Origin of the sequence: Actinoplanes sp. KI2 (assembly GCF_025630775.1) — a bacterium.
Classification (GTDB): Bacteria; Actinomycetota; Actinomycetes; order Mycobacteriales; family Micromonosporaceae; genus Actinoplanes.
The window spans coordinates 1-24,882 of sequence record NZ_JAOSZE010000037.1 but is presented as its reverse complement, the minus strand read 5'-3'; the positions used below and the strand labels follow the sequence as shown (position 1 = coordinate 24,882).

The 24,882-nt window shown below is 72.1% G+C and carries 22 protein-coding genes and 1 riboswitch; of the genes, 10 read left to right on the top strand and 12 right to left on the bottom strand.

Annotated elements, in window-relative coordinates:
• Window positions 1–72: 72 nt before the first annotated feature.
• Together ODJ79_RS33400 and ODJ79_RS33395 are read right to left on the bottom strand one after the other, a co-directional pair.
• Window positions 73–1,392: a sensor histidine kinase gene (locus tag ODJ79_RS33400; protein WP_263027697.1), complete on the bottom strand. Its 1,320-nt coding sequence runs from the start codon at window positions 1,390–1,392 to the stop codon at window positions 73–75.
• A 40-nt stretch (window positions 1,393–1,432) separates the two neighbouring features.
• The gene (locus tag ODJ79_RS33395; protein ID WP_263027626.1) at window positions 1,433–2,092 is read right to left on the bottom strand and encodes a response regulator transcription factor; all 660 of its coding nucleotides are present in this window, start codon (window positions 2,090–2,092) and stop codon (window positions 1,433–1,435) included.
• 105 nt (window positions 2,093–2,197) lie between these two features.
• Here ODJ79_RS33395 and ODJ79_RS33390 point away from each other — a divergent pair, with 105 nt between their 5' ends.
• From ODJ79_RS33390 to ODJ79_RS33370, 5 genes are all read left to right on the top strand, one after another.
• A complete protein-coding gene (locus ODJ79_RS33390) occupies window positions 2,198–3,373 on the top strand; it encodes a LolA family protein (RefSeq protein ID WP_263027625.1) in 1,176 nt (391 codons plus the stop codon).
• An 88-nt stretch (window positions 3,374–3,461) separates the two neighbouring features.
• Entirely contained in the window at window positions 3,462–4,616 is a 1,155-nt protein-coding gene (trpB, locus tag ODJ79_RS33385; protein WP_263027624.1) for a tryptophan synthase subunit beta, read from the top strand.
• A complete protein-coding gene (gene trpA / locus ODJ79_RS33380; RefSeq protein ID WP_263027623.1) occupies window positions 4,613–5,386 on the top strand; it encodes a tryptophan synthase subunit alpha in 774 nt (257 codons plus the stop codon). The genes trpB and trpA overlap by 4 nt, the downstream gene beginning before the upstream one ends.
• A gap of 7 nt (window positions 5,387–5,393) precedes the next feature.
• The gene (locus tag ODJ79_RS33375; protein ID WP_263027622.1) at window positions 5,394–6,188 is read left to right on the top strand and encodes a GntR family transcriptional regulator; all 795 of its coding nucleotides are present in this window, start codon (window positions 5,394–5,396) and stop codon (window positions 6,186–6,188) included.
• 109 nt (window positions 6,189–6,297) lie between these two features.
• Complete coding sequence (locus ODJ79_RS33370) at window positions 6,298–7,392, top strand: HoxN/HupN/NixA family nickel/cobalt transporter (RefSeq protein WP_263027621.1); 1,095 nt, start codon at window positions 6,298–6,300, stop codon at window positions 7,390–7,392.
• Between the two features lie 6 nt (window positions 7,393–7,398).
• Here the strand turns inward: ODJ79_RS33370 and ODJ79_RS33365 are convergent, their stop codons facing one another.
• From ODJ79_RS33365 to ODJ79_RS33335, 7 genes are all read right to left on the bottom strand, one after another.
• Entirely contained in the window at window positions 7,399–8,874 is a 1,476-nt protein-coding gene (locus tag ODJ79_RS33365) for a hypothetical protein (protein ID WP_263027620.1), read from the bottom strand.
• Window positions 8,875–9,086: 212 nt separating this feature from the next.
• The gene (locus ODJ79_RS33360; protein ID WP_263027619.1) at window positions 9,087–10,121 is read right to left on the bottom strand and encodes a BMP family protein; all 1,035 of its coding nucleotides are present in this window, start codon (window positions 10,119–10,121) and stop codon (window positions 9,087–9,089) included.
• An 11-nt stretch (window positions 10,122–10,132) separates the two neighbouring features.
• The gene (locus tag ODJ79_RS33355) at window positions 10,133–11,737 is read right to left on the bottom strand and encodes a methyl-accepting chemotaxis protein (protein ID WP_263027618.1); all 1,605 of its coding nucleotides are present in this window, start codon (window positions 11,735–11,737) and stop codon (window positions 10,133–10,135) included.
• An 89-nt stretch (window positions 11,738–11,826) separates the two neighbouring features.
• On the bottom strand, window positions 11,827–12,462 hold the full coding sequence (locus ODJ79_RS33350; protein ID WP_263027617.1) for a tyrosine-protein phosphatase: 636 nt from the start codon (window positions 12,460–12,462) through the stop codon (window positions 11,827–11,829).
• Window positions 12,459–13,580, bottom strand: coding sequence for a tetratricopeptide repeat protein (locus ODJ79_RS33345; RefSeq protein WP_263027616.1), 1,122 nt, complete (start codon window positions 13,578–13,580; stop codon window positions 12,459–12,461). The genes ODJ79_RS33350 and ODJ79_RS33345 overlap by 4 nt, the downstream gene beginning before the upstream one ends.
• 1 nt (window position 13,581) lies before the next feature.
• Window positions 13,582–14,820 carry an AAA family ATPase gene (locus ODJ79_RS33340; protein ID WP_263027615.1) on the bottom strand — a complete coding sequence of 413 codons (1,239 nt, stop codon included), beginning with the start codon at window positions 14,818–14,820 and terminating at the stop codon, window positions 13,582–13,584.
• Window positions 14,821–14,829: 9 nt separating this feature from the next.
• Window positions 14,830–15,912 (bottom strand): epoxide hydrolase family protein, encoded by a 1,083-nt coding sequence (locus ODJ79_RS33335; RefSeq protein WP_263027614.1) that lies wholly within the window; start codon window positions 15,910–15,912, stop codon window positions 14,830–14,832.
• A 68-nt stretch (window positions 15,913–15,980) separates the two neighbouring features.
• Between ODJ79_RS33335 and ODJ79_RS33330 the strand changes: the two genes are divergently transcribed.
• A complete protein-coding gene (locus tag ODJ79_RS33330; RefSeq protein WP_263027613.1) occupies window positions 15,981–16,427 on the top strand; it encodes a MarR family winged helix-turn-helix transcriptional regulator in 447 nt (148 codons plus the stop codon).
• Window positions 16,428–16,448: 21 nt separating this feature from the next.
• Window positions 16,449–17,786 (top strand): M1 family metallopeptidase, encoded by a 1,338-nt coding sequence (locus ODJ79_RS33325; RefSeq protein WP_263027612.1) that lies wholly within the window; start codon window positions 16,449–16,451, stop codon window positions 17,784–17,786.
• Window positions 17,787–17,850: 64 nt separating this feature from the next.
• Here the strand turns inward: ODJ79_RS33325 and ODJ79_RS33320 are convergent, their stop codons facing one another.
• The 3 genes from ODJ79_RS33320 to ODJ79_RS33310 form a co-directional block, all read right to left on the bottom strand.
• A complete protein-coding gene (locus ODJ79_RS33320; protein WP_263027611.1) occupies window positions 17,851–18,846 on the bottom strand; it encodes an NlpC/P60 family protein in 996 nt (331 codons plus the stop codon).
• Between the two features lie 17 nt (window positions 18,847–18,863).
• A riboswitch (cyclic di-AMP (ydaO/yuaA leader) is annotated at window positions 18,864–18,999 on the bottom strand.
• A 122-nt stretch (window positions 19,000–19,121) separates the two neighbouring features.
• Entirely contained in the window at window positions 19,122–20,024 is a 903-nt protein-coding gene (locus tag ODJ79_RS33315; protein ID WP_263027610.1) for a M56 family metallopeptidase, read from the bottom strand.
• The gene (locus tag ODJ79_RS33310) at window positions 20,021–20,503 is read right to left on the bottom strand and encodes a BlaI/MecI/CopY family transcriptional regulator (RefSeq protein ID WP_317620721.1); all 483 of its coding nucleotides are present in this window, start codon (window positions 20,501–20,503) and stop codon (window positions 20,021–20,023) included. The genes ODJ79_RS33315 and ODJ79_RS33310 overlap by 4 nt, the downstream gene beginning before the upstream one ends.
• Window positions 20,504–20,582: 79 nt before the next feature.
• On the opposite strand from ODJ79_RS33310, the gene ODJ79_RS33305 reads away from it, so the two are divergent.
• From ODJ79_RS33305 to ODJ79_RS33295, 3 genes are all read left to right on the top strand, one after another.
• Window positions 20,583–21,947 (top strand): cytochrome ubiquinol oxidase subunit I, encoded by a 1,365-nt coding sequence (locus ODJ79_RS33305; RefSeq protein WP_263027609.1) that lies wholly within the window; start codon window positions 20,583–20,585, stop codon window positions 21,945–21,947.
• Window positions 21,948–21,958: 11 nt separating this feature from the next.
• Window positions 21,959–22,939, top strand: a complete 981-nt coding sequence (cydB, locus tag ODJ79_RS33300) for a cytochrome d ubiquinol oxidase subunit II (RefSeq protein ID WP_263027608.1) — start codon at window positions 21,959–21,961, stop codon at window positions 22,937–22,939.
• A partial coding sequence (locus ODJ79_RS33295) for an ABC transporter transmembrane domain-containing protein (protein ID WP_263027607.1) occupies window positions 22,936–24,882 on the top strand: 1,947 nt, incomplete at its 3' end. The genes cydB and ODJ79_RS33295, both read left to right, overlap by 4 nt.

The window sequence follows — 24,882 nt, the reverse complement described above, 5'->3', positions numbered from 1 at the left end:
CGATACCTTCCGCGGGAGTGTCGATACGCCCCGTTGGTCGGCATGATCGGACGGATAGTTCCCGCGAATCGTTCAGGGGATCGGCAGCCGGATGTCCACGCGGAGGCCGGGTGACGCGTCGCCCAGGGTGACCGTGCCACCGTGCCGGCGGACCAGCTCGCGGACGATCGCGAGGCCCAGCCCGGTGCCGCCGGCGTCCCGGGCGCGGGCATCGTCGAGGCGGGTGAACCGGTCGAAGACGCGTTCCCGGTCGGCGGGCGGGATGCCGGGGCCGTCGTCGCAGACCGTGATGCGCGCGTAGCCGCCCTCGTCGACCACCTCGACGGCGACCCGCGACCGGGCGTGCCGCTCGGCGTTGTCGAGCAGGTTGGCGGCCACCCGGCCGATCGCGTCGGGCTCGACCGTGGCGAGCACCGCCTCCGGCGGACGGGTGTAGGCGATCGCCGGGTAGCGGGAGACCACGTCGCCGATGACGCCGCCGAGGTCGACCTCGGCCAGCCGGGCCGCGGCGAGCCGGCCGGGCGGGGCGCCGTCGTCCGAGCGGGCCAGCAGCAGCAGGTCGTCGACCAGGCGGCTGAGCCGGTCGACGTCGGTGAGCAGGTCGGTGGAGAGAGCCGGCCAGTCGGTGTCCGGCAGGCGCTGGGCCACCTCGAGCTCGGTGCGCATGTTGGTGAGCGGGCTGCGCAGCTCGTGCGCGGCGTCGGCGACGAACGCGCGCTGCCGGGCGCGGGCCGCCTCGAGCCGGTACAGCATGCCGTTGAGCGTGACGGCCAGCCGGTAGATCTCGTCCCGCGACTCGGGCAGCGGCAGCCGGCCGTGCCGGGTGCCGCCGGTGATCTCCTCGGCCCCGGCCCGCAGCGCGTCGACCGGGCGCAGCGCGGCGCCGAGGATCCGCCACATGATCGCCGCGAGCATGCCGACCAGCAGCGGGAACGCGATCAGCAGGGTGACCCGCAGGATGTGCACGCCCTGGTCCAGGTCGTCGGTGGAGCGGGCGACCAGCACCCGGACCGGGTTGCCGGGCGGACCGGCCGTGCGCATCACCACCCGGGCCGCGCCGCCCGGCAGCCCGATCCGGTCGCCGGGGATCTCGGTGATCTCGCCGTCCTTGAGGCCGCGCAGCTCGTCGTCGTGCAGCATCGGGATCAGCCGGTCGGCGCCGGCCGAGATGGCCAGCACCCGGTCCTGGCTGTCGATCACCTGGACCTGCATCGACGGGTTGACCTGGATGACCTCGGCCAGCGAGTGCTGGTCGATCAGCTTGACCACGCCGGCCGCGGTGTCGCCGGCCTCGGCGTTGACCGCGCGCAGCAGGGCGAGGTTGAGCACCCCGATCAGCAGCACGCCGCCGGTCACCAGGCCCGCGCTGACCACGATGACGCTCAGCCACAGCAGCCGCGACCGCAGGCTGAACTCGCGGGGCCGGCGCACCTCAGCCGCCCGACAGCCGGTAACCGGCGCCGCGCACCGTCTCCAGCCGCTCCCGGCCGATCTTGCGACGGAGGTAGCCCACGTAGACCTCGACCGCGTTCGGCGCGGTCTCGACGGCGGCGTCCCACACGTGGTCGAGCAGCTCGATCTTGCTGACCACCTCGCCGGGGCGGCGCATCAGGTATTCCAGCAGGGCGAACTCGCGGGTGGTGAGCACCACCTGGTCGCCCGCGACCAGCACCCGGCGCTCGGCCGGGTCGAGCTCGATGTCGCCGTGGCAGAGCACCGGCGGGCGCTCGTGCGCGCCGCGGCGCAGCAGCGCGCGCAGCCGGGCGAGCAGCACGATGTACGAGAACGGCTTGGTCAGGTAGTCGTCGGCGCCGCAGTCGAGGCCGTCGGCCTGGTCGTACTCCCCGTCCTTGGCCGACAGCATCAGCACCGGCACCCAGTTGCGCTCGGCGCGCAGCTGACGCACCACCCGATAGCCGCTGAGCCGGGGCAGCATGACGTCGAGGATCATCGCGTCGTAGCCCCCGTGCCGGGCCATCTCGAGACCGTCCTGCCCGTCGCCCGCCACATCCACCGCGAAGCCCTCGGCCTGCAGGCCACGCTGCAGGGCCGCCGCCAGGCGCGCCTCGTCCTCCACCACCAGCAACCGCACGGGACTACCTTTACACGTGGGATGCCTCCCCTAGGGGAAGCTCTCAGCCCTGTCACAGCGGCTTCGGCGCACGCTTTGTGGCAGAGAGAACGGGAGGTGGACATCGTGTCCGTGTTCAGGTCCAGGCCGGCGCTACGTTGGCTCGTACCGTCCGCCGCCGCGGTGGTCGTCATCGGGGGTGGCGCCGCGGCCGGCACGATCGTCGCGAGCGCGGACCCGTCGCTGCCGGATCGCAGCGCGGCTCAGTTGCTCGTCGACATCCAGAACGCGAAGGTCGACGGCCTGTCCGGCACCATCGTGGAAAGCGCCGATCTCGGCCTGCCCGCCATCGCGGGCCTGGCCGGCGGGGCGTCGCTCGGCGGCGCCGGGACGCCCGGCGGCGCGAGCACCAGCGCCGGCGGCGCCGGGCTGGCCGACCTGGCCACCCTGCTGACCGGCACCAACACCGCGAAGGTGTGGTACGCCGGCGAGAGCAAGATGCGGCTCGCGCTGATCGGCACCCAGGGCGAGACCGATGTGATCCACAACGGCCGGGACGTCTGGTTGTGGAGCAGCAAGGAGAAGTCGGCGAACCACCTGACCCTGCCGGCCGACAAGGCGGATCACCCCGGCCCGATCGCCGGTCAGGTGCCCAAGACCCCGCAGGAGGCGGCCGACGCGGCGCTCGCCGCGATCGACCCGACCACCACGGTGACCACCACGGGCGCGGCCCGGGTGGCCGGCCGGGACGCGTACGAGCTGGTGCTCAGCCCGAAGGACACGTCCTCGCTGATCGCCCAGGTGCGCCTGGCGATCGACGCCGAGCACCACATCCCGCTGCGGGTGGACGTCTACGCCAAGAACAAGCCGACGCCGGCCGTCCGGGTGGCGTTCCAGGAGATCAGCTTCGCGGTGCCGGACGCGCAGCAGTTCACCTTCAACCCGCCGCCGGGCACGACGGTGAACCAGGGCACGGCCGAGGGCCTGGCCAAGGAGCACAAGGCCGCGGCGCAGAAGGCCAAGGCCGAGGCGGAGAAGGCCAAGGCCGAGGCCAAGGGGCAGGGGCCGCAGGTGATCGGCAAGGGCTGGACGACGATCGTGTCGGCCAAGCTGCCCAAGGACTCCGGCTCCGACGCCAAGCAGTTCGACTCGGTGCTGAGCATGCTGCCCAAGGTGAGCGGCTCGTGGGGCAGCGGGCACGAGCTCGCCGGCACCCTGTTCACGGTGCTGGTGACCGATGACGGCCGGGTCTTCGCCGGCGCGGTCACCCCGCAGGCGCTGTACGCGGCGGCTGCCCGGTAACCCGCACCACCCTCCATCAAAGTTCTAGAACTCTCCGCCGCGATGTGCAACACTGCGGCGGAGAGTTCTATAACTGTTGGAGGCAGCGATGACCCTCATGGCGGAGCCGGCCGCGGGCCGGTTCGGCGACTTCGGCGGCCGCTACGTCCCGGAGTCCCTGGTACCGGCGTGCGCGGAGCTGGCCGCGGCGTTCCGCGACGCCTGGGCCGACAAGACGTTCCGCGACGAGCTCGACGACTTGCTCGCGGTCTATGCCGGCCGGCCCACTCCCCTCACCCCGGCCCGGAACCTCTCCGGCGAGCTGGGCATCACGCTGTGGCTCAAGCGGGAGGACCTCGCGCACACCGGCAGCCACAAAATCAACAACGTGCTCGGGCAGGCCCTGCTGGCCCGGCGGCTCGGCCGCACCCGGCTGATCGCGGAGACCGGCGCCGGCCAGCACGGGGTGGCCACGGCGACGGCGGCCGCGCTGCTCGGCCTGACCGCGACGATCTTCATGGGCGCCCGGGACATCGAGCGGCAACGGCTCAACGTCTTCCGGATCCAGATGCTGGGCGCCGAGGTGGTGCCGGTGACCAGCGGCAGCCGCACCCTCAAGGACGCCACCAACGAGGCGATGCGCGCCTGGGTGGCCGACGTCGACGACGCACACTTCCTGCTCGGCTCGGTGGGCGGCCCGCACCCGTACCCATGGATGGTCCGGGAATTCCAGCGGGTGATCGGCAACGAGGCCCGGTCGCAGGCGCCGTCGCTGCCCGACGCGGTGGTGGCCTGCGTCGGCGGCGGCTCGAACGCGGCGGGGACGTTCGCCGGGTTCGTCGACACGACCGCGCGGCTGATCGGCGTGGAGGCGGGCGGCGGGGCGGCGATGACCGGCGGCGCGCCCGGGGTCGTGCACGGGGCCCGCTCGATGGTGCTGCAGGACGCCGAGGGGCAGGTGGCCGAGGCGGAGTCGATCGCGGCGGGTCTCGACTACCCGGGCGTCGGGCCGGAGCACGCGCACCTGGGTGCGATCGGGCGGGCCGAGTACCGGTCCGTGACCGACGCCGAGGTGGTGGCGGCGATCCATCGGCTGGCCCGCAGCGAGGGGATCATCTGCGCGCTCGAGTCGGCGCACGCGGTGGCGTGGGTGCTGCGGGCGGCCGGCACCGCCGAGCTTCCGCGCGGATCGCGCGTGCTGCTCACGCTCTCCGGGCGCGGCGACAAGGACATGGTCACCCTGAGCGAGGGAGCAGAGGCATGATTTCGTACGGCGTGGACGTGCTCGGGCCGCGGGTGGCCGACGGCGGTAAGGCGCTGGTCCCCTACGTCACCGGCGGGATCACCCCGGACTGGACGGACTACCTGCTCGCCTACGCGGCGGCGGGGGCGGATGCGATCGAGATCGGCCTGCCGTTCTCCGACCCGATGCTCGACGGGGTGACCATCCAGCAGGCCTCGGACCGAGCGCTGGCCCGGGGCGCGACGGTGGACGGCATCCTGACCGATTTATCGGAAATAAAGGTTGACGTTCCTCTTATCGCGATGACGTACGCCAACCTGGTGTTTCGCGCGGGGCCGGCGGAGTTCTGCCGCCGGCTGGCCACGGCCGGGATCACCGGGCTGATCGTGCCGGACCTGCCGGTCGACGAGGCCTCCGGCGTTCAGGACGCCGCGGACGGGGCCGGTGTCGCACTGATCCTGCTGGCCGCGCCGGTGACCCCCGACGAGCGGCTCGCCGAGATCGGGGCTCGCAGCCGGGGCTTCGTCTACGCGGTCAGCCTGATGGGCACCACCGGCGAGCGGGACACCCTGGACGGCGCCGCCACCCGCCTGGCGACCCGGGCCAAGGCGGCGACCGGCCTGCCGGTGCTGATCGGCTTCGGCGTCTCCACCCCGGCCCAGGCGACCGCGGCCGCGGCGACGGCCGACGGCGTCGTGGTGGCGTCCGCCCTGATGCGCCGGGTGCTCGACGGCGCCACTCCCGACGAGGTGGGCCACGACGTCGCGGCGTTGCGGGCCGCGCTGGGCTGACTCGGTTATGGTCTGGCACGCGGGTCGCCCATGCGGTCCGCGTGCCGGACCATCCCGGGAGGACTCGCTGACCGCCCCGCGCACGCCGAAGTATCAGGCCATCGCCGCCGACCTTGCCGCGAAGATCCGGGATGGCGAGTTGGCGCCCGGGTCGGCGCTGCCGCCGCAGAAGGAGCTGAGCGGCACCTACGGCGTCACCCTGGCGACGCTGCGCCAGGCCCTCCAGCGGCTCGAGGACGAGGGGCTGGTCTCCCAGCAGGCCGGCCGCGGGACGTTCGTCGCCGAGCCGCGGGCCGCGTACCGGCTCGACTCGCTGCGCGGCTTCGCCGAGGATCTGCGGGCGCAGGGGCAGACCGTGAGCACCCGGATCCTGGGGCAGGCCGTCCGGAAACCGCCGGCCTGGGTCACCGCCCAGCTCGGCAGCGGCCAGAACGTCGTACGGCTGGAACGACTGCGGTTGCTGGCGGGGCGGCCCGCCGTACACCAATTGTCGTGGATCTGCGGTCTTGATCTTAAGGACGTGGACCTCAGCGGGATCTCGCTCTACGCGGCGCTGGCCGAGCGCGGCGTCGTGGTGCACCGCGCGAGCGAGGTGATCCGGCCGGGGGTGCTCGACGCGATCACCGCCGACCTGCTCGGGCACCCGGCGGGGACGCCGGCGTTCGTCTCCGACCGGATCACCTACGGGCTCGACGACGCGCCGCTGGTCGTCGACCGGGCCACCATCCTGGGGAATCTTCTCGAGATCCGCACCGAGCGGGCCGTCTCCGGCCTGTCGATGCAGTGGAGCCGCCAATCCTGAGCGCCGCCCGCACCGAATGATCCACGGACGTGAGGCGCGCCACTTTCCCTCGCGGCCTGCTGTTGCAAATACTTGGCAACAGCAAGACTGGCGCGTAAGGAGGTTGATCGTGGCGACGTCGATGATGACCCGCGACCGCGTACGCGATGCCGTCGGGCCGAAGGGGTGGGCCCGCCTCGGCGGGATGAGCGCGTTCATCCTGCTGCTGCACGTCGTGGGCTGGGGCCTGCTGTTCTTCGTGATCATCCCGGCGCACTACCAGGTCGGCACGGCCGGCGTGTACGGCGTGGGCCTGGGCGTCACCGCGTACACGCTGGGCATGCGGCACGCCTTCGACGCCGACCACATCGCCGCGATCGACAACACCACCCGCAAGCTCATGGACGCCCGGAAACGGCCGCTCTCGGTCGGGTTCTGGTTCTCGCTCGGGCACTCCAGCGTGGTGTTCGTCCTCTGCCTGCTGCTCGGCCTCGGCGTACGCTCGCTGGCCGGCCAGGTGGAAAGCGACTCCTCGACGCTGCAGCGCATCACCGGCGTGATCGGCGTGAGCGTCTCCGGCGTCTTCCTCTACCTCATCGGGATCATCAACCTGGTGCTGCTGGTCGGCATCTGGAAGGTGTTCCGCCGGATGCGCCAGGGCACCTTCGACGAGCAGCAGCTCGAGGCGCACCTGAACAACCGGGGCCTGCTCAACCGCATTCTGTCCCGCACCACCGGCGCGGTCACCAAGCCGTGGCAGATGTACCCGATCGGCCTGCTCTTCGGCCTCGGCTTCGACACCGCGACGGAGATCTCGCTGCTGGTGCTGGCCGGCGGGGCGGCCGCGTTCGCCCTGCCCTGGTACGCGATCCTGACCCTGCCGGTCCTGTTCGCGGCCGGGATGAGCCTGCTCGACACGATCGACGGGGCGTTCATGAACTTCGCGTACGGGTGGGCGTTCGCGAAGCCGGTCCGGAAGGTCTACTACAACCTCACGATCACCGGGCTGTCGGTGGCGGTCGCCCTGATCATCGGCACCATCGAGCTGGTCTCGATCGCCACCGACAAGCTCGGCATCCGGACCGGCCCGCTGGCGGCGATCGGCGGGCTCGACCTGAACTACGTGGGCTTCGTGATCGTCGGGCTGTTCGTGCTGACCTGGGCGGTGGCCCTGGCGGTGTGGCGGTACGGCCGCATCGAGGAGAAGTGGTCCACCACCGAGTAGCGCCGGTCAGTACTTGGCGGCTGACACCGTCGGGTCGGGAGCGGAGCTTTCAGAAGTCTCCGTTGCCGTCGGTGTGGCCGTCGCCGTCGGTGTGGCCGTGGCCGTCGGTGTGGCCGTGGCCGTGGCCGTCGGTGTCAGCGTGGCCGTCGGTGTCAGCGTGGCCGTCGGTGCTGTGGCGGCGGGCTTGCCGCCGTCGGCCCTGTTCCGGCCCGAGCCGGCGAACCAGGCGTTGACCACCACGCCGTTGCGGGTCCGGAGCCGGACCGGGTCACCGCCCCCGATCAGCCGGTCGCAGCCGAGATTGGCGAACGACGCGCTCAGTCGCTGGGCCAGGAACGTGAACAGGCTGTCGGCCGCACCCGGGTCGGGCGACTCGACCCGCTCGGTGAACCGGCGGTCCTGGGCGAGCCGCTTCGGGGCCAGGTCGACCATGCTGCGGCAGTACGGCGCGGCCAGCCCGCCGGCGTGCTTGACCACCGGCATGTCGACGCCCTGCCGGTACAGGTTGAGCTTCGCCGCATCGAAGTGACCGTCCACCTCGGCCATCGGGTCGTTCGGCGGGACCAGCGCGACCGGGCTGCCCTGGTCGGCGGCGGCCTGCAGCTCGTCGAGGGCCAGCGAGGTGGTCGGGGTGCCGTTGTCGGCCAGGTCGGGCGCCTCGAACGGGGTGCAGCCCAGGGCCTGGTCGACGAAGTGCACCAGCAGCAGGTTGTCGCTGCCGTTGACCTGGACGGTGGCGTTCGGCAGCTTCGCCCGGTTGGCGGCGGTGTCCTGCGCGACCCTCCTCCCCCGGATCAGGTACGCGCTGGTCACGTTGTCGCTCTGGTCCTGGTCGACGATCGTGAAGTCCCGGGTGGTCGGGCAGGGGTGGCCGTCCTTGCCCTTGCCGAGCGGCGGCACCTTCAGCCTGCCCGCCTTGATCGCCGCGTTGGCCGTGCTGAAGAACGCCGGGGCGTTGCAGTACGCGAACTGACCGAAGATCGAGTCGTCGGAGCCGTTGACGCAGGCGCCGGTCCGCAGGCTGCCACGCGAGTCGCGAAGGGTCAGATTCTCGCCGTTGAAGCCGAACCAGATGCCGACCACCGCGTTCTTCGGCAGCACCGGCAGCACCGGCGCGATCGCCGGCCGGGCGCCCCGGTCGATCACCAGCGGGTTGTAGACGGAGACCTTGCCGGTGGCCGGGTCGACCACGCCGGCCTGCACGAACGCCGCCTGGCTGCCGTTCGCCTCGTGGCACGCGCCCTTCCGGCGGTTGGTGGCCACCAGCTCGTACGGTGTGGCCAGGCCCTTCGCGCTGAGCGGGTTCGGCGGCACGATCAGCGAACAGTCCGGGTTCGGGTCGGCCTGCGCCTGGCCGGCGTTCTGGCCCGCGTACGACATCCCGGTGCCGACGGCGACCGCCCCGACCACGACGACCGCGGAGACGACCCCGGCGATCCGCCGGTTGCTCCAAGTCCGCCGCCCGTACCTGCGTGTCCGCATAGGAACACTCCCCTACCTTGCCTGCCTCCGGCACCGGGAGAGCGCCCGGGCGGGCGTGACCCGAAACCGGCCACGCAGACTCGGATACGGGCAGCGCCGGGCTATGGTTCAAACCCGAAAAGATGGTCTTGACCAGGCACTTTGTCTTCATTCCCGTCGAAACAGAACGGGGGACGGCTCGCGGGCGCGCCCGACTGGCCGCAGGAGGAGGCTCAGCTCGACGGCACGTGCACCGTGCCGCTCAGGATGGCGTACCGGGCCTTCTCGATCTGCGGCCGGTACTTCGCGATCGCCGAGTTCGAGGTCGCGTAACCCACGCCGTCGACCTTGAGGTCGTACCGCTTCACGCCGCCCGAGCGGTCGCCCTTGATGAAGGCCTGGATCTCCTGGAAGACCGCGTTGTCAACCCGCTTGAGCATGGACGTCAGGATCCGCGGCTGCACCGCGGGCGGTGCGGTCAGGTACTGGTCGGAGTCGACGCCGATGGCCCACGCTCCCGGCTGTGCGCCGACCGCCTCGAAGGAGCCCGAGCCGGACCCGCCCGCGGCGGAATAGACCACGTCGGCGCCCCCGGCGAGCAGCTTCTTCGCCGCCGCCCGGCCCTTGTCCGGGGAGCTGAAGCCGCTGAAGTCCGGCGGCTTGGTCAGGTAGGTGACGTCGACCTTGATGCTGCTGTCGACGCTTTCGGCACCGGCCCGGTAGCCCGCCTCGAACTTCTTGATCAGCGGCACCTCGACGCCGCCGATGAAGCCGATGTGGTCGGCCTTGGAGGCCAGCGCGGCGGCCACCCCGACCAGGTACGAGCCCTCCTCCTCGGCGAACAGCAGCGACACGACGTTGCCGGCGGTCACCGACGCGTCGTCGATGATCGCGAAGAGGACGTTCGGGAACTCCTTGGACACGGTGCCGATCGCGCCCGCGTAGAGGAAGCCGACCGCGATGACCGGGTTGCTGCCGGCCGCCACCAGCTGCCGCAGGCTCGCCGCGCGGCCCTCGTCGGTCTCCGCCTGCGCCGTGACCTCGGTGGCCTCGATCAGCAGCTCCTTCTTGGCCCGGTCCAGACCGGCGCCCGCCGCGTCGTTGAAGCTCTTGTCGCCGCGACCGGCGCTGTCGTACGCGATCCCGACATGGACCCGCTCGCTGCCCAGCCCGGTCAGCGCGGTGGTGGTGACGGTGACCGGGTTGGCACACCCGGAGAGGGCGGCGAGAGCGACCGTGAGCACGACCGCGACGATCCTCCGGCGCATCATCAGCATCCTCAGTAGTGGAACTGCCCGACGGCATCGCGCAAGGTGGTGGACATGCGGTTGAGCTCGGCCGCGGCCTGCCGGGACCGGGTGAGCTCGTTCGAGGTGGCCGCCGTCGCGGCGGCGACGGCCCGGATGTTCTCGGCGATGGCGGCGGTACCGCTGGAGGCGGCGACCGCGCCGCGGCCCATCTCGCCGGTGGTGGCGGTCTGCTCCTCCACCGCGCCGGCGATGCTGTTCTGGTAGTCGCTGATCCGGCCGATGACCCCGCCGATGTCCCCGATCGCGGTGGCCGCGGCGTCGGTGTCCACCCGGATCGCCTTGACCAGCTCCTCGATCTCCTCGGCGGCGCGGGCGCTCTCCTGGGCCAGGTCCTTGACCTCTCCGGCGACGACCGCGAAGCCCTTGCCCAGCTCGCCGGCGCGGGCCGCCTCGATGGTGGCGTTCAGCGCGAGCAGGTTGGTCTGGCTGGCGATGGTGGTGATCAGGCGGACCGCGTCGCCGATGGCCGCGGACGAGGAGCCCAGGCTGGCGACGGTCTGGTTCGCGGTTTCGGCGGCGGCCACCGCCTGGGCGGCCACCGCGGCGGCGTCGTTCGCGTTGCGGGCGATCTCCTCGATCGAGGCGCCCATCTCCGCGGAGCCGGCCGCCATCGAGTCGACGTTGCCGTTCACGTCCTCCGCGGCCCCGGCCACCAGGTCGGCCTGATGCGAGGTGTCGTCGACGGCCCTGCCCAGGGCGCCGGAGACGGAATCCAGCTCCGCGGCGGTCCGGGCCAGCGCGTCGGCCTGCGCGCCGACGTCGGAGACGACCGCCCGGACGGCGGAGACCGCCTGGCCCAGCGCGGCGGACATCTGGGCGATCTCGTCCCGGCCGTGGTCGGCCGGCTCGACGGTGAGGTCGCGCTCGGCGACCCGGCGCAGGGCGTCCCGCGCGACGCCGACCGGCCGGACGATGCTGCGGGTCACCACGTACGCGGAGATCGCGCCGAGCAGCAGGGCCAGCCCGGTGGCGATGCCGATCACCCACTGCGCCCGGGTGGCGGAGGCGGCCGAGTCGTTGACCGCGGTGACGCTGTGCTTGTCGACCGAGGCGGCGAGCTGCTGGGCCGCCACCATGATGCGGTAGTAGCTGTTCCAGCTGTCGTACATGGCGACCTGGTCGGCGTTCCACAGCGCCTGCGTGGTGCCGGGCTGGTACATCCCGACCAGCTTGTCGTTGACCTGGACATAGTTGGCCAGCTCGCTGTTGATGCGCTGCAGCGTCTCCTGCTCGGCGCCGGTGAACACGTCGGCGGGCAGTCCGGTGAGGAACTGCTGGAACTTGTCCCGCTCCTGCTGCCACGCCTTGTACGCGACCGAGTCCCCACCGAGCGCGCGGGCGGCGCCGAGCCGGTAGATGTCGTTGATGAAGCCGGTCTGCCAGCCGTTGAGGGTGGCGGCGTGCGTCTTGATCTCTTCCGCCTGCCGGGTGGCGACCTCGAGCCGGCGCACCTGCTCGGCGGACTCGCGCTGGTCGACGATGGTGGCGAAGGCCACGGCCGCGACGCCGAGCAGCAGCGCCAGGACCACGGCGAAGGCTCCGAAGAGCCGGGCGCCGATGGAGAACCGCCGCACGTGTCTGCCCTTTCGCGCGTCAGCCGACCGAAGGAGCGCATTCGGCTCCCGAAGGTCAGATCGGCATCCGCGGCGGCGAACTGAGCCTTTTACCCGAATTGTTTCGGGCGGCCGACCAGGCGCCGCCGGACCGCCGCGATCTCGCTCGCGGCGATACCGATGCGGCGCAGGTAGGGCTCGGCGCCGCCGTACCGCTCGTCCAGATGGGCGAGCGTGTTGGTCATCGTGATCGGCAGCCCGTCCGGCGAGCGACCGTAGTCGTCCACGATCTCGGCGGCGGGCACCCCGGTGACCGAGAGCGCCAGCGCCACCAGCACCCCGGTCCGGTCCCGGCCGCCGTGGCAGTGCACCACGACCGCACCCTGCTCGGGCGCGGAGGCCAGGGCTCGGAAGGCGTCGGCGATGCGGCTGCGGTTGTGGTCGAGCATCGGGCCGTACGTGTCGTGCCGCACCTCGTAGCCGAGCACGTCCTCGAGCATCGGCACGTGCCGGTAGTTGGCGTCGCCGGCGAACGGGCCCGGGTCGCTCTCGACCTCGTACTGCCACCGCAGGTCGACGATCCGGGCGAGCGCGGCCGCCCGCACCGCCGCCACCCCCGCCTCGCTCAGCCGGAAGAGCCCGTCGCTGCGGTAGAGCGCCGCCGCCCGCACCACCAGGCCGTCCACCGTGGGCAATCCGCCGACGTCACGCGCGTTCCGGCAGCCCGGCCAGTCGAGGGCGGTCATTTCCAGGCGTCCCGCAGGTCGCGCTTCGTGGTCGTCCACCAGTCCCGGAACTCGTCGAAGACGCCGAGCAGGGCCTGCCGGGCACCCGGGTCGTCCAGGCCGGCGCCGAGAGCTTCGATCATGCTGTACGCCCACAGCACCGGCGCCAGGGCCAGCGCCAGGACGGCCGCGACCGCCCAGCCGGTGGCCACGTGCACGACCAGCAGCGCCACCGCGACGGCGACCGTGACCAGCCCGGCCACCGCGGCCCGGCGCATCAGGGCGGGCAGCAGCGGCAGGCACCGCCACGGCAGCCGGCCCGCGGGCAGCAGCACCCGGGCGGCGAAACCGGTCAGCACCGCGGCAAGCACGGCGGAGACGATCCGGGCGAACCCGCCGGCCTGCGGCCACCAGTGGCCGGCAATCAGCAGCACGCAGACCAGCGTGGCGCCCACGGCCAGTCCCCGGCGCAGCCCGCTGAGCACACCGCGGATCGGCCAGGTCATCGCGATCAGGTCGGGGGCGGCCGGATTGTCCCGGGCGACGTCGCGCAGGCCGCGCATCGAGCGGCGGACCCGCAGCCGCTCGGCGTCCAGCACGGCGATCAGCCACCGGCCGTACGAGTTCGCCGGGTCGATCGCGAGCGCGGCGTGCGTGGCGGCCAGCGCGGCGTCCCGCCGGCCGGCCTGCCGTTCCACGTCGGCGACGGTGAGCAGGCCGTCGACCGAGCGCGGGTCGAGGGCGAGGCCGTGCGCGGCGGCGGCCCGTGCGCGGTCGTGCGCGCGGGCGGCGGTCAGCGCGCGGGCCAGCACCAGGTGGGCGGAGGCGTCGACCGGGGCGAGCCGGACGGCCTCCTCGGCGGCGGCGACCGCCTCGGCCGAGCGGAGCAGCACGATCAGGCTCTCGGCCCGTTCGGCGTGCGCGTCGGCCAGGTGCGGTGCGGCCGCGACCGCGTGGTCGCCCGCGGCGAGGGCGGCGGCGTAGTCCCGGCGCAGCCGCAGCACCCAGGCGAGCAGGGTGAGCAGCCGGGCGTCCCCCGGCGCGCCGGCCAGCCCCTCGCGGGTGGCCCGTTCCGCCTCCTCGTACCGGCCGGCCTCGGCCAGCCGCTGGGCCCGCCGGTAGGCGTCGTCGGCCGTCATCTCATCGGATCTTGCGCTTCTTGAGGTACGCGGCCAGCTCGTCGTACTCTCCCGACTCGTTGGCGAACATCGCCACGTTGCGGGCGGTGCCGAACCACCCGTCGGTCGACGGCCGCACCTCGCGGGTGGCGCCGAGCATGTCGGCCTGGGAGATCATCCGGATCTCGCCGGTGGCGATCGAGTCGCGCATCGCGAACTCGGCCGCGGTCTCGCAGACGTGCGCGAGGTCGGCGCCGGAGTAGTGCTCGGTGGCGTCGGCTACCTGACCCAGGTCGATCCCGGCGACCGGGCGGTCGCGCAGGTGGTATTCCAGGATCGCGGCCCGGGCGGCCCGGTCGGGCGGGAGCACCAGCAGGGTCCGGTCGAGGCGGCCGGGGCGGCGCAGCGCGGCGTCGATGTCCCACGGGGCGTTGGTCGCGGCCAGCACGAAGACGCCGTCGTTGTTGCCGTCCACGCCGTCCAGCTCGGTCAGCAGCTGGTTGACCACGGTCCGCATCGAGGACGAGTTGAGCTGGCTGCGCTTGTGGCCGAGCGCGTCGATCTCGTCGAGGAACAGCACGCAGGGCGCGTGGCCGCGGGCCGACTGGAACAGGTCGTGCAGGTTGCGCTCGGAGCTGCCGACCCACATGTTCAGCACATCGGTGATCGAGAGCGAGATGAACGCGGCGCCCATCTCGCCGGCCACCGCGCGGGCGAGGAAGGTCTTGCCGCAGCCGGGCGGGCCGTAGAGCAGCAGGCCGCCGCGGAGGGACTTGCCGAACAACGTACGCAATTTGGGGTTTCGCAGTGGCCCCAGGAAGGAGACCTCGAGGCGCTTCTTGACCTCCTGCATGCCGCCCACGTCGGCGAGGGTGATCGTGGAGCGTTCGACGTCGAAGGTGCGGTCGGCGTGGCCCTGGACCGGGTCGGGCTCGTCGTCGGCCTTGGCGAACCGCGGCGGCACGATGTCGCCGAGCTCCTGCTCCATGGCGGCCCAGTCAACGGTGGATGGCTCTTCGGATGGCGCGGCTGTCGCCGGTCCTGCCGCCGCCGGGGCCGGGCCGCCGAGGGCCGTGCTCATCAGCCGCTGGGCGGTCTCGTTGCCCGGCTCCCGGGCCAGGACCTGGGCCGCGTGCCCGATCGCCTCGGCACCGCGCCCGGCCCCGACCAGCAGCTCGGCGAGGTGCAGCCGCAGCGTCAGGTCGTCGGGCCGGGCCTCGACGGCCGCGGTCAGGCTGTCGATGAGGGGCGAGTCGCTCATGACACCGAATTATGCCCGTGCCCCCAGCCCGCCGAAGAAGGCGGTGATGTCCGCCGCCAGCAGCTGCGGGACCTCGAGGGCGGCGAAGTGCCCACCGGCCGGGAACTCGGTCCACCGCCGGACGTCGTGCCGCAGGTCGACCAGGGGCCGGACCGGCTGGACGATGTCGTGCGGCAGCACCGCGACCCCGAGCGGGACCGGGCACGGGATCGGGCCGCTCGTCAGGCCGCTCTCCCGGACCAGGCGCGACGACGAGCCGCCGGTGCCGGTGATCCAGTAGTGCATGACGTCGGTCAGGATCACCTCGTCCGGCACCGGCGTGGCCGGGTCGGCCCAGAGCTTGAACTTCTCGGCCAGGAACGCCATCTGCCCGACCGGGGAGTCGGTGAAGGCGTACGCGATGGTCTGCGGTGCGGCCGCGAAGAGGATCTGGTGCGGGTGCCGGTTGGCGGCCAGCTTCATGGTCCTGGCCAGCCGCTCCCGGTCCTGGGGGCTGAGCGGGCCGTCGTAGGTTCCGCCGGTGGGCATGAAGTTGATGTGTACGCCGACGACGTGCTCCGGCGCGGCGGCGGCGAGCAGCCGGGAGATGCCGGAGCCCCAGTCGCCGCCCTGCGCGCCGTACCGGTCGTAGCCCAGCGTTGCCATCAGGGTCGCCCACGCCTGCGCGACCCGCTGCTGGCCCCAGCCGCGGGACCGGGTGGGCCCGGAGAAGCCGAAGCCGGGGATCGCCGGAATCACGAGGTGGAAGTGCTCGCTGAGCAGCGGGATCAGGTCGAGGAACTCGACCACCGAGCCGGGCCAGCCGTGGGTCAGGATCAACGGGAGGGCCGCCGGATCGGCCGAGCGGACGTGCAAGAAGTAGACGTTCTCCCCGTCGATCGTCGTCGTGAACTGCGGGTACGCGTTGAGCCGCGCCTCGTGGGCGCGCCAGTCCAGCTGCTGCCAGGCGGCGGTGAGCTGCCGCACCCGGTCGAGCGGGATGCCGTAGTCCCAGCCGGCGTCGGGCAGCTCGTCGGGCCAGCGGGTGCGGGCGAGCCGGTCGTGCAAGTCGTCGAGGTCGGCTTGTGGGACATGCATACGGAATTCGTTCATATCCCGAACGTTAGGTTCCCGAACGTTAGATTCGCAAACGTTCGGACGACTAATGTTACGGTTGCCACATGGAGGAAGATCTGCCGAGCTGGCTGCTGACCCAGACCGCCGCCCACGCCTCGCGGATGGTCGGTGAGCGGTTCATCCAGGTCGGCGCCCGCGGCTATCACTACCGGCTGCTGAAGGCGCTGCTCCGCTGGGGTCCGATGAGTCAGGCCGAGCTCGGCCGGCGGACCAGCATTCACCTCAGCGATCTGGTCGCCGCCCTGAACGAGATGCAAAAGTCCGGATACATCCGGCGCAGGCCGAACCCCGACGATCGGCGCCGCAACATCATCTCGATCACCGACCCGGGCCGCGAGCGCTACGCGCAACTGAGCCGGCAGGTGCAGGTCATCCAGGAGGAACTCCTCGAACCGCTGAACCAGCAGGAACGCGACCAGTTGACCGACCTGCTGCGCAAGCTCTACGACCATCACCTAGGGCAAGGGTTTCCCCCGTTGTCCAAGATGTAGCGAGGCATTCATGCTCGTCGAATGATTCGACGAACACTGGCGGTACTGCTCGCGATCACCGCGAGTATCGCCGTGCCGGCCACCCCGGCGCTCGCGGCCACCGACGCCACCCGTACCCCGGCGACCCCGGCGTACACGATCAGCCTGACCGGCGACGCCACCGGCGGAGTCTGGACCGGGCACGAGTCCATCTCGTTCAGCAACGCCTCGGCGGTCCCGCTCACCGAGGTCTACCTGCGGCTCTGGGACAACTGGCACGGCACCTGCAGCACCCTGCCGATCAAGGTCAGCAACGTCACCGGCGGTACCGCCGGCGCGCTCGAGGTGGCCTGCACGGCCCTGAAGATCACCCTGCCCGCGCCGCTGGCCCAGGGCGCGAGCGGCAGCGTCGGCTTCGACGTGTCGATCACGGTGACCGCCGGCATCGACCGGTTCGGGCACGACGGCAGCTACTACTTCATCGGCAACGCGATCCCCGTGCTGGCGGTGCGGGACGCGGCCGGCTGGCACCTCGACCCGTACACCAACAACGGCGAGTCGTTCTACGCCCTCGCCTCGGACTACACGGTCAGCCTGGACCACCCGAGCGGCATCTCGGTGCCCGCGACCGGGACCTCTGTCGATCGGGCCGGCACGAGCGGGCGTACGGTCACCACGGCGTCGGGAAAGCAGGTGCGTGAGTTCGCCTGGGCCGCCGGACCCTTCCGCAAGATTTCCGGCACCACCGCAGGTGGTGTCGCGGTGAACGTCTACTCGGTCAGCTCGATCAGCACCTCGAGCGCCACCTCGATGCTGAGCACCGCCAAGGCCGCGCTGGACGCGCACGCCGGCCGGCTCGGCGCCTACCCGTACGGCGAGGCCGACGTGGTGCTGGACAACGGCTACTGGTTCGGCGGGATGGAGTACCCCGGCTTCGTGCTCGACGTGGTCAGCTCGACGGCGCTCGCGCACGAGCTCGCCCACCAGTGGTTCTACGGGATCGTGGGCGACGACGAGTACACCACGCCGTGGCTCGACGAGGGCTTCACCGACTACATGACCGACCTGTACTTCGGCAAGACCGGCTCCGGGTGCGGGATCACCTGGCAGTCCTCGGCCGAGAAGCTGACCGACTCGATGGCCTACTGGGACGCGCACTCCTCGCGCTACAGCACCGTCGTCTACGGGTACGGCAAGTGCACGCTGCACGATCTGCGCCGGCTGATCGGCACGACCGCGATGGCCAACCTGATGAAGTCGTACGCGGCGAGCCACTGGTACGGGATCTCCACGGTCGCCGACTTCAAGGCCGCCGCGCAGGCCGCGGCCGGCTCGACCAGCCTCACCTCGTTCTGGACGTCGCACCGCGTCGAGGGCTGATCCGCCACGGGTACGGAAAGGGCCGCCGGTTGCCGCCGGCGGCCCTTTGCCATGGCGTGCAGGATCAGCCTGGTCGCCGGAACCCGGCGATCGTGCCGACCTTGTCCATGATCGCCATCCGCACGTGGTCGCCCGTGTGCGGCGCGTGCACCACGAAACCGTTGCCGACGTAGATGCCGACGTGATGCAGGGTGGGCGGGAAGAAGAAGACCAGGTCACCCGGTTGCAACTCGGCCCGCGAGATCGACTTCGTCTCGGCGTACTGATCCTTGGTGTAGTGGTCGAGCGTCACGCCTACGGTCGCCCACGCCGCCTTGGTCAGACCCGAGCAGTCGTACGCGCCCGGCCCGTCGTCACCGAAGACGTACGGCTTGCCGATGAGCGAGCAGGCCTTCTGGGCCGCACGGTTGCCCTTGTCCGGGGTGTACGTCGCGGGGCAGGCCCCGAGCCGGTAGTTCCCGTCGTCGCCGCCGTTCGCCCCGTACGCCTGGATCCGGAGCTTCTGCAGGGCGTCGATCTTCTTCTGGATCGCGTTCTTCTGCTGCGACAGTTGCGCATCGCGAGCGGCGATGGACTGGGTCAGCGTGTCCAGGTCGGACTTCATCCCGGCGTACTTGTCGCGCAGCTTGGCGACACCCGCGATCTGGTCCTGCTGATGACGCGAGAGCTGGTCGAGGTACATGAGTTTGTCGGTCAGCCCGGTGGGTGAGCCACTCATCAGCATGGCACTGAACGCGTTCGGCGCGCCCTGCATGTACGCGTCGACGGCCATGCTACGAACCTGCGAAAGAGCGACATCCACCTGGAGCTGGAGCGGGCCGATCTGCGACGTGAGCTTCTTCAGCTGAGCCTGGTTCTTCAGCAGCTTGCCGTGTACGTCGTTGTATTCCTCGATGACCGGCTCGAGCTGGTTCCACTGCTTGTCGATCTGTGCCTCGATGGAGCTCTGCGAGGGCGTTGCATGCGCTACGGACGGCCCGGTGAGAACGAGCCCGGCCGCGGCGACGGCGCAGACGATGCTGCGCAGAACTGCGGCGCGGCGCGCCCCAATCCGTTTCACGTTAGGTGCGTTTTCCCTTCTTCCGTCAAGCCGCCGACCGGGTTAGCTGACGGGTTCGAGCGGGAAGCGCGCCCGGCCGCAGGCAACTGCGGCTTCACCCCGACTACTCGGGTCCCCGGTTCGCCGCGGACGGCGATTAGGCGGTGCTCCGGCAGATCATCCGGATGGACGATGGGGGGCTGCCGGACCGGGGACCACCATAGTCCGGATCTACGGGAGAACTGAAGCTGCCACGGCCAGGAAACTTCCTGCACTGCGACCGCTACCCAAAGTAGTCAAAGTGGCCAAACTGCCAGGGCTTGGTCGAGCCAGGGCACCACGAGAATCACCGTGGGTAGCACCAGCAGGGCCAGGGCCACCGCCACGACGGCCGCTTCGAGGGCCCGGGACGGCCGCCGCGGCGCCGCCAGCCGGTCCGTCCGGCGGCGACGTGAATCCCGTTCCGGCGCAATTTCCTCCGCCAGGGGCACGGCGTCGGTCAGGCGTTCGAGGGCGCCGCGCAGCGGCGCCGGGCCGGTGCGTTTGCTGGCGGCATCGTCGGCCACCATCTCCAGCAGCAGGTGTACGGCGTCCAGCGGCACCCGGCTGCGCAGTGGCGCCGGGACCGCGCGATAGAAGGCCGTGAACGACTCCATCACCACCTCGTGCCGATGGCGCAGGTGGGTCTGCTCGTGCGCGAGGACCGCGTCGACCTGCTCCCGGTCGAGCAGGCGCAGCGCGCCGTCGCTGAGCACGACCCGGGCCTGCCGGCCGGGCACGCAGTAGGCCAGCGGGAGGTTGCCCGCCAGCACCCGGACGTTGCCGGCGCCCAGTTCTTGCCGCTGCTCGGCGCGGTCGAGCAGATCGACCAGCAGCCGGTGCCGCTCGCGGCGGGCCCGGGACCGCCGGGACACGCCCCAGAGGGAGACGAGCAGGCGCAGCACGATGACGGCGGCCACGGCGAGCGCGCCGATCAGCGCGGCGGCGGCGACCGGCTTGCCCGAGCCGGCCGCGCGGGTCAGCTCCTCGGGCGCGGCGAGCACCACGCCGAGCGCGGAGAGCACGGCGGCCAGGGTGATCGACTGCCAGAGCAGCACGGCGGCGGCGGGCGCCCGCTGGGGCCAGGCGGCCCGGGCGAGCGGGCCGGGCACGATCAGCGACAGGGTCAGCCCGAGCGCGCCGAGCAGGAGGGCGGTCACCGGTCCGGCTGCATCGCTTCGAGCGCGGATTGCCGCGCCTCGGGCGGGGACTGGATCGCCTCGAGCCCGGATTGCCGCGCCTCGGGCGGGGACGGGATCGCCTCGAGCGCGGATTGCCGCGCCTCGGGCGGGGACTGGATCGCTTCGAGGGCGGACTGCAAGGCCTCGGGCGGGAGCTGGCCGACGAAGTGGGCGAGCGCGGCGTCCCGGTCGGGGGTGCCGCTGAGCGCGTCCATCATCAGGGCGGCGGTCATCTCGGCCCGGGACTGCACCGGCGCGTACCGGTAGGCCCGGCCGTCCTTGATCTGCCGGACGACGCTTTTCTTGGCGAGCCGGTCGAGCACGGTCATCACGGTCGTATAGGCGAGATCACGGTGACGCTCGCGGGCCAGTTCCTGGTGCACCTCGCGCACCGTCATCGGGAGGTATGCCTCCCAGAGAACGGTCATGATCTCGCGTTCCAGGTCTCCCAGCGCCACCTCGCCATCCTACTGCACGGCGTCGTACTACACGGCGTAGTATCTACTACGAGCCGTCGTAGATGGGGGGACTTGTCAGATGGACGTGCTTGACCTGACCAGGCTGCAGTTCGCGGTCGTGACGATCTACCACTACTTCTTCGTGCCGCTGTCGATCAGCCTGGCGGCGGTCGCGGCCGGCCTGGAGATCACCTGGCTGCGCACCCGCGACGACAAGTGGCGCGACCTGACCAGGTTCGTCGGCAAGCTGCTGATCGTCACGTTCGCCGTCGGCGTGGTCACCGGCCTGGTCCAGGAGTTCCAGTTCGGCATGGGGTGGAGCGCGTTCGCCAAGTTCTACGGCGACGTCTTCGGCCCGACCCTCGCCATCGAGGGGATGCTCGCGTTCTTCCTCGAGGCGACGTTCCTCGCGCTGTGGTATTTCGGGTGGGACAGGCTGCCGCGGGTCGCGCACGCGGCGACCATCGTGATCGTCTCGCTGGGCACGATCCTGTCGGCGTTCATCATCCTGGCCGCCAACAGCTTCATGCAAAACCCGATTGCGTACGAGATGGACCCGGTCACCGGCCGAGCGCGCCTCACCTCCTTCACCGACCTGCTGCTGAACAAGGTGAACCTGGCCGCCTTCCCGCACACCCTGTCGGGCGCGGCGATGATCGGTGGCGCGCTGCTGCTGGCGATCGCGGTCCGGCGGATGGCGGCCGAGCCGGCGCACCGCACGCTCGCCCGGCTCGGGGCGTGGATGATGCTGGCCGGCGGGGCGGCGACCGCGCTGACCGGCGACCACCTGGGCAAGGTGATCACCTCGGTGCAGCCGATGAAGATGGCCGCCGCGGAAGCGCTCTACTCGACCACCCGGGGCGCGCCGTTCTCCGTCTTCACGATCGGCAAGCCGCTGCCGTCATTCTCCCTCGACGTCCCGTGGTTGCTGTCGATCCTGGCCAAGGGCTCGCCGACGGCCACCGTGCAGGGCATCGACGACCTCCAGGCGCAATACTCCGCCCAGTACGGGCCGGGCAGCTACGTGCCGATGATTCCCGTCGCGTTCTGGACCTTCCGCCTCATGATCGGGGCGGGCATGCTGGCGGCCGCGATCGCGGCGTTCTACCTGTGGCGTACGCGCAAGGGTGCCGACGCTCCCCGCCGGCTCACTCGCTGGCTGCCGCTGATCCCGGTGTTGCCGGCGGCGGCGAACACGCTCGGCTGGATCTTCACCGAAACGGCCCGGCAGCCCTGGATCGCCTTCGGACTCACCAAGGTCGCGGACGGCATCTCCCCCGGCCTGACCAGCGCCGAGGTGATCGCCTCGCTGGCCGGATTCGCCCTGGTCTACGGGGCGGTGGCGGTCGTCTGGTTCCGGCTGATCCGGCATCTGGCCCGGCAGCCGCTCTCACCACCCGCCGAAGTGCCGGATAAATCGCCCGAACCAGCACCCGTCTACTGAGGAGCCTCGTCGTGATCACCTTCTGGTTCTCGATCGTCGTGCTCGCCTGGGTGCTGTTCTTCGTCCTCGAGGGCTTCGACTTCGGCGTCGGCCTGCTCGGCCCGCTGCTCGGCCGCGACGACCACGAGCGCGGCGCCGCGGTGCGCACCATCGGCCCGTTCTGGGACGGGAACGAGGTGTGGCTGGTCGCCGCGATCGGCGTCACCTTCGCCGCCTTCCCGGCCTGGTATGCCGCCCTGCTCTCCGGTCTCTACCTCCCGGTCGCCGCGCTGCTGCTGTTGCTGGCCGTCCGCGGCGTGGCCCTGGAGTTCCGCGGCAAGGGCGACGGCCCGCGCTGGCGGCGCCGCTGCGACGCGTTCTTGGCCGTGAGCTCGGCCGCAATCGTCGCGCTGTGGGGGGCGCTGCTGGCCGCCTTCGTCCGGGGCCTGGCGCTCGGCCCCGACGGCTCGGTCCGCGGCTCCGGCCTCGGCCGCAGCCTGTCCCCGATCCTCACCTGGCAGTCCCTGCTCGGCGCGGGTGCCGCCCTGCTCGCCGCCCTGCTGCTGGGCACGACGTTCCTGGCGTTGCGCACCAGCGGCCCGGTCCGCCGCCGGGCCCGCACCCTGGCCCGCCGGCTGGGCACGGGCGGTGCCGTGGCGCTGGTCGTCGCGGGCTTCGCGACGGGCTCCCGCCTGGTGCTGGCCGCCGCGGCCGTGTCGCTGGCCGCCGGCATGCTGGCCCGGCAGGGTCGCGAGGCGCCGGCCTTCGCGCTGACCTGCCTGGGCGTGGCCGGCTCGGTCGTCGCGGTGCTGCTGGCCCACGGCTCGGTCGTCCTGCCCAGCACCCTCGACGCGTCCTGGTCCCTCACCCGCACCGCGGCCGCCGCCACCCCATCGGCCCTTTCCCTGCTCACCGCGTTCGGCGCGGTGATCCTGCCGGGCGTGCTGGCCTACCAGGCGTATTCATACTTCGTCTTCCGCCGCCGAGTCGCCAGCGAGCGGGTGCCCTCATGACCCGGGCGCCGCTCGACCCTCGGCTGCTCCGGCACGCCCGGTCCAGCCGCTCCGGACTAGCGCTGCTCACCCTGGTCGGCGCCGGGCAGGCCGCCGCCACCGTCTTGCTGGCGATTGCCCTGACCGCCCTGCTGGCGGGGCCCCGAGCCGCAGTCCCCGGCCCCCTCGCCCTGTCGCATCGCGGCGCCCTCGTCGTGCTGGCCGCCGCCTATGCCGTCCGGGCGCTGCTTTCCTGGGCCGAGCAGGTCGTGGCCGTGCGCACGGCGGCCCGGGTGACCGACGAACTCCGCCGCCGCCTCCTGGCCGTCCTCCCCCGGCGCGGTCCCGGCTGGGTCGCCTCGTTCGGGTCCGGCCGCCTCACCGCCGTGCTGACCTCGGGTCTGGCCGCCCTGCGCCCGTGGTTCTCGGGTTACCTGCCCGCCCTGATCCTGGGCGTGGCGCTGCCGCCGCTGGTCATCCTCGTGATGGCCGTCGCCGACCCGTCCTCGGCCCTGATCGCTCTCGCGACGCTCCCGCTGATCCCGCTGCTGGGCGCGCTGATCGGCTGGGCGACCGCGGCCCGGGCCCGCGAACGCCGGCAGGCCGACGCCCGCCTGGCCGGCCACTTCCTCGACGTGGTGCGGGGCCTGCCCACCCTGCGGGTCTTCGGCCGGGCCACCCGCCAGACGAGGGTCATCGCCGACCTGACCGACCAGCACCGCTCGGCCACCTTGCGGGTGCTCCGGGTCGCCTTCCTCTCGTCGACCGCCCTCGACCTGGTCGGCACCCTCTCGGTCGGCCTGATCGCCGTCGAGGCCGGCCTGCGGGTGGCGGCCGGTCACCTGCCGCTGGCGACGGCGCTGCTGGTGATCCTGCTGGCGCCCGAGGCATACCGGCCGCTTCGCGAGATGGCCGCCCGCTACCACGCCGCCACCGACGCCACGGCCGCCATCGACGACATCGACGAGGCCCTCACCCTGCCACCCGTTCCGTCGACGCCGCACCAGTCCACTGCACCGCGCCACCCCAACCTCGGCCGCGCCGAATCCACATCCGACGGCACCTACCCCGGCCACACCAAATCCACGACCGACAGCACCTACCCCGGCCACACCAAATCCACGGCCGACGGCGCCCACCCCGGCCACACCGAATCCACGACCGACAGCACCTGCCCCGACCGCACCTGCCCCGACCGCACCTGCCCCGACCGCACCGGATCCGCGGTGGACGACTTCTGGCCCGGCCGCGCGGGTGCCACGGCGGGCGGTCGCGTCGGGGTGGCCGCGTCGCGGTTGCGTGCCCGCTATCTCGGCGCGACCGTCGACGCCCTCGCCTTGCCCGCGCTGACCGTCGCACCCGGCGAGATCGTCGCTCTGCGCGGCCCGTCCGGCGCCGGCAAGACCACCGCACTGCGCGTGCTGGCCGGCCTGCACCCCGCCACGGCCGGAGAGTTCGCCGTGATCGACCCGCTCTACCTCCCGCAGCGCCCCACCCTGCCGCACGCCCGCACCGTGGCCGACCTGTTCCCGACCGGCGGCGCCGAGGCCGCCCTGGCCGCCGTGGGTCTCGCCCTCTCCCCCGACACCCCGTTGGGCGAACACGGCTCCGGCGTCTCGGCCGGCCAACGCCACCGCCTGGCGCTGGCCGCCATCCTGCAGAAAGCCGCCTCCCCCGCCACCCTCCTGCTCGACGAGCCCACCGCCCACCTCGACCCCGAAACCGAGGGCCTGGTCATCGCCCGCCTGCGCGCGGCCGCGGCCGCAGGCTCGGCCGTCCTCGTGGTGGCTCACCGCCCGGCACTGCTCGCCGCCGCCGACCGCATCGTGGACGTGACCGCCCCGGCGGCCGACCCCCTTTCCGAGGCTGGTCAGGCGGGCGGCAAGCTTTCCGAGGCCGGTCACGCGGGCGGCGAGCTCTCCAAGGCTGGCCACGCGGGCGGCGAGCTCTCCAAGGCTGGCCAC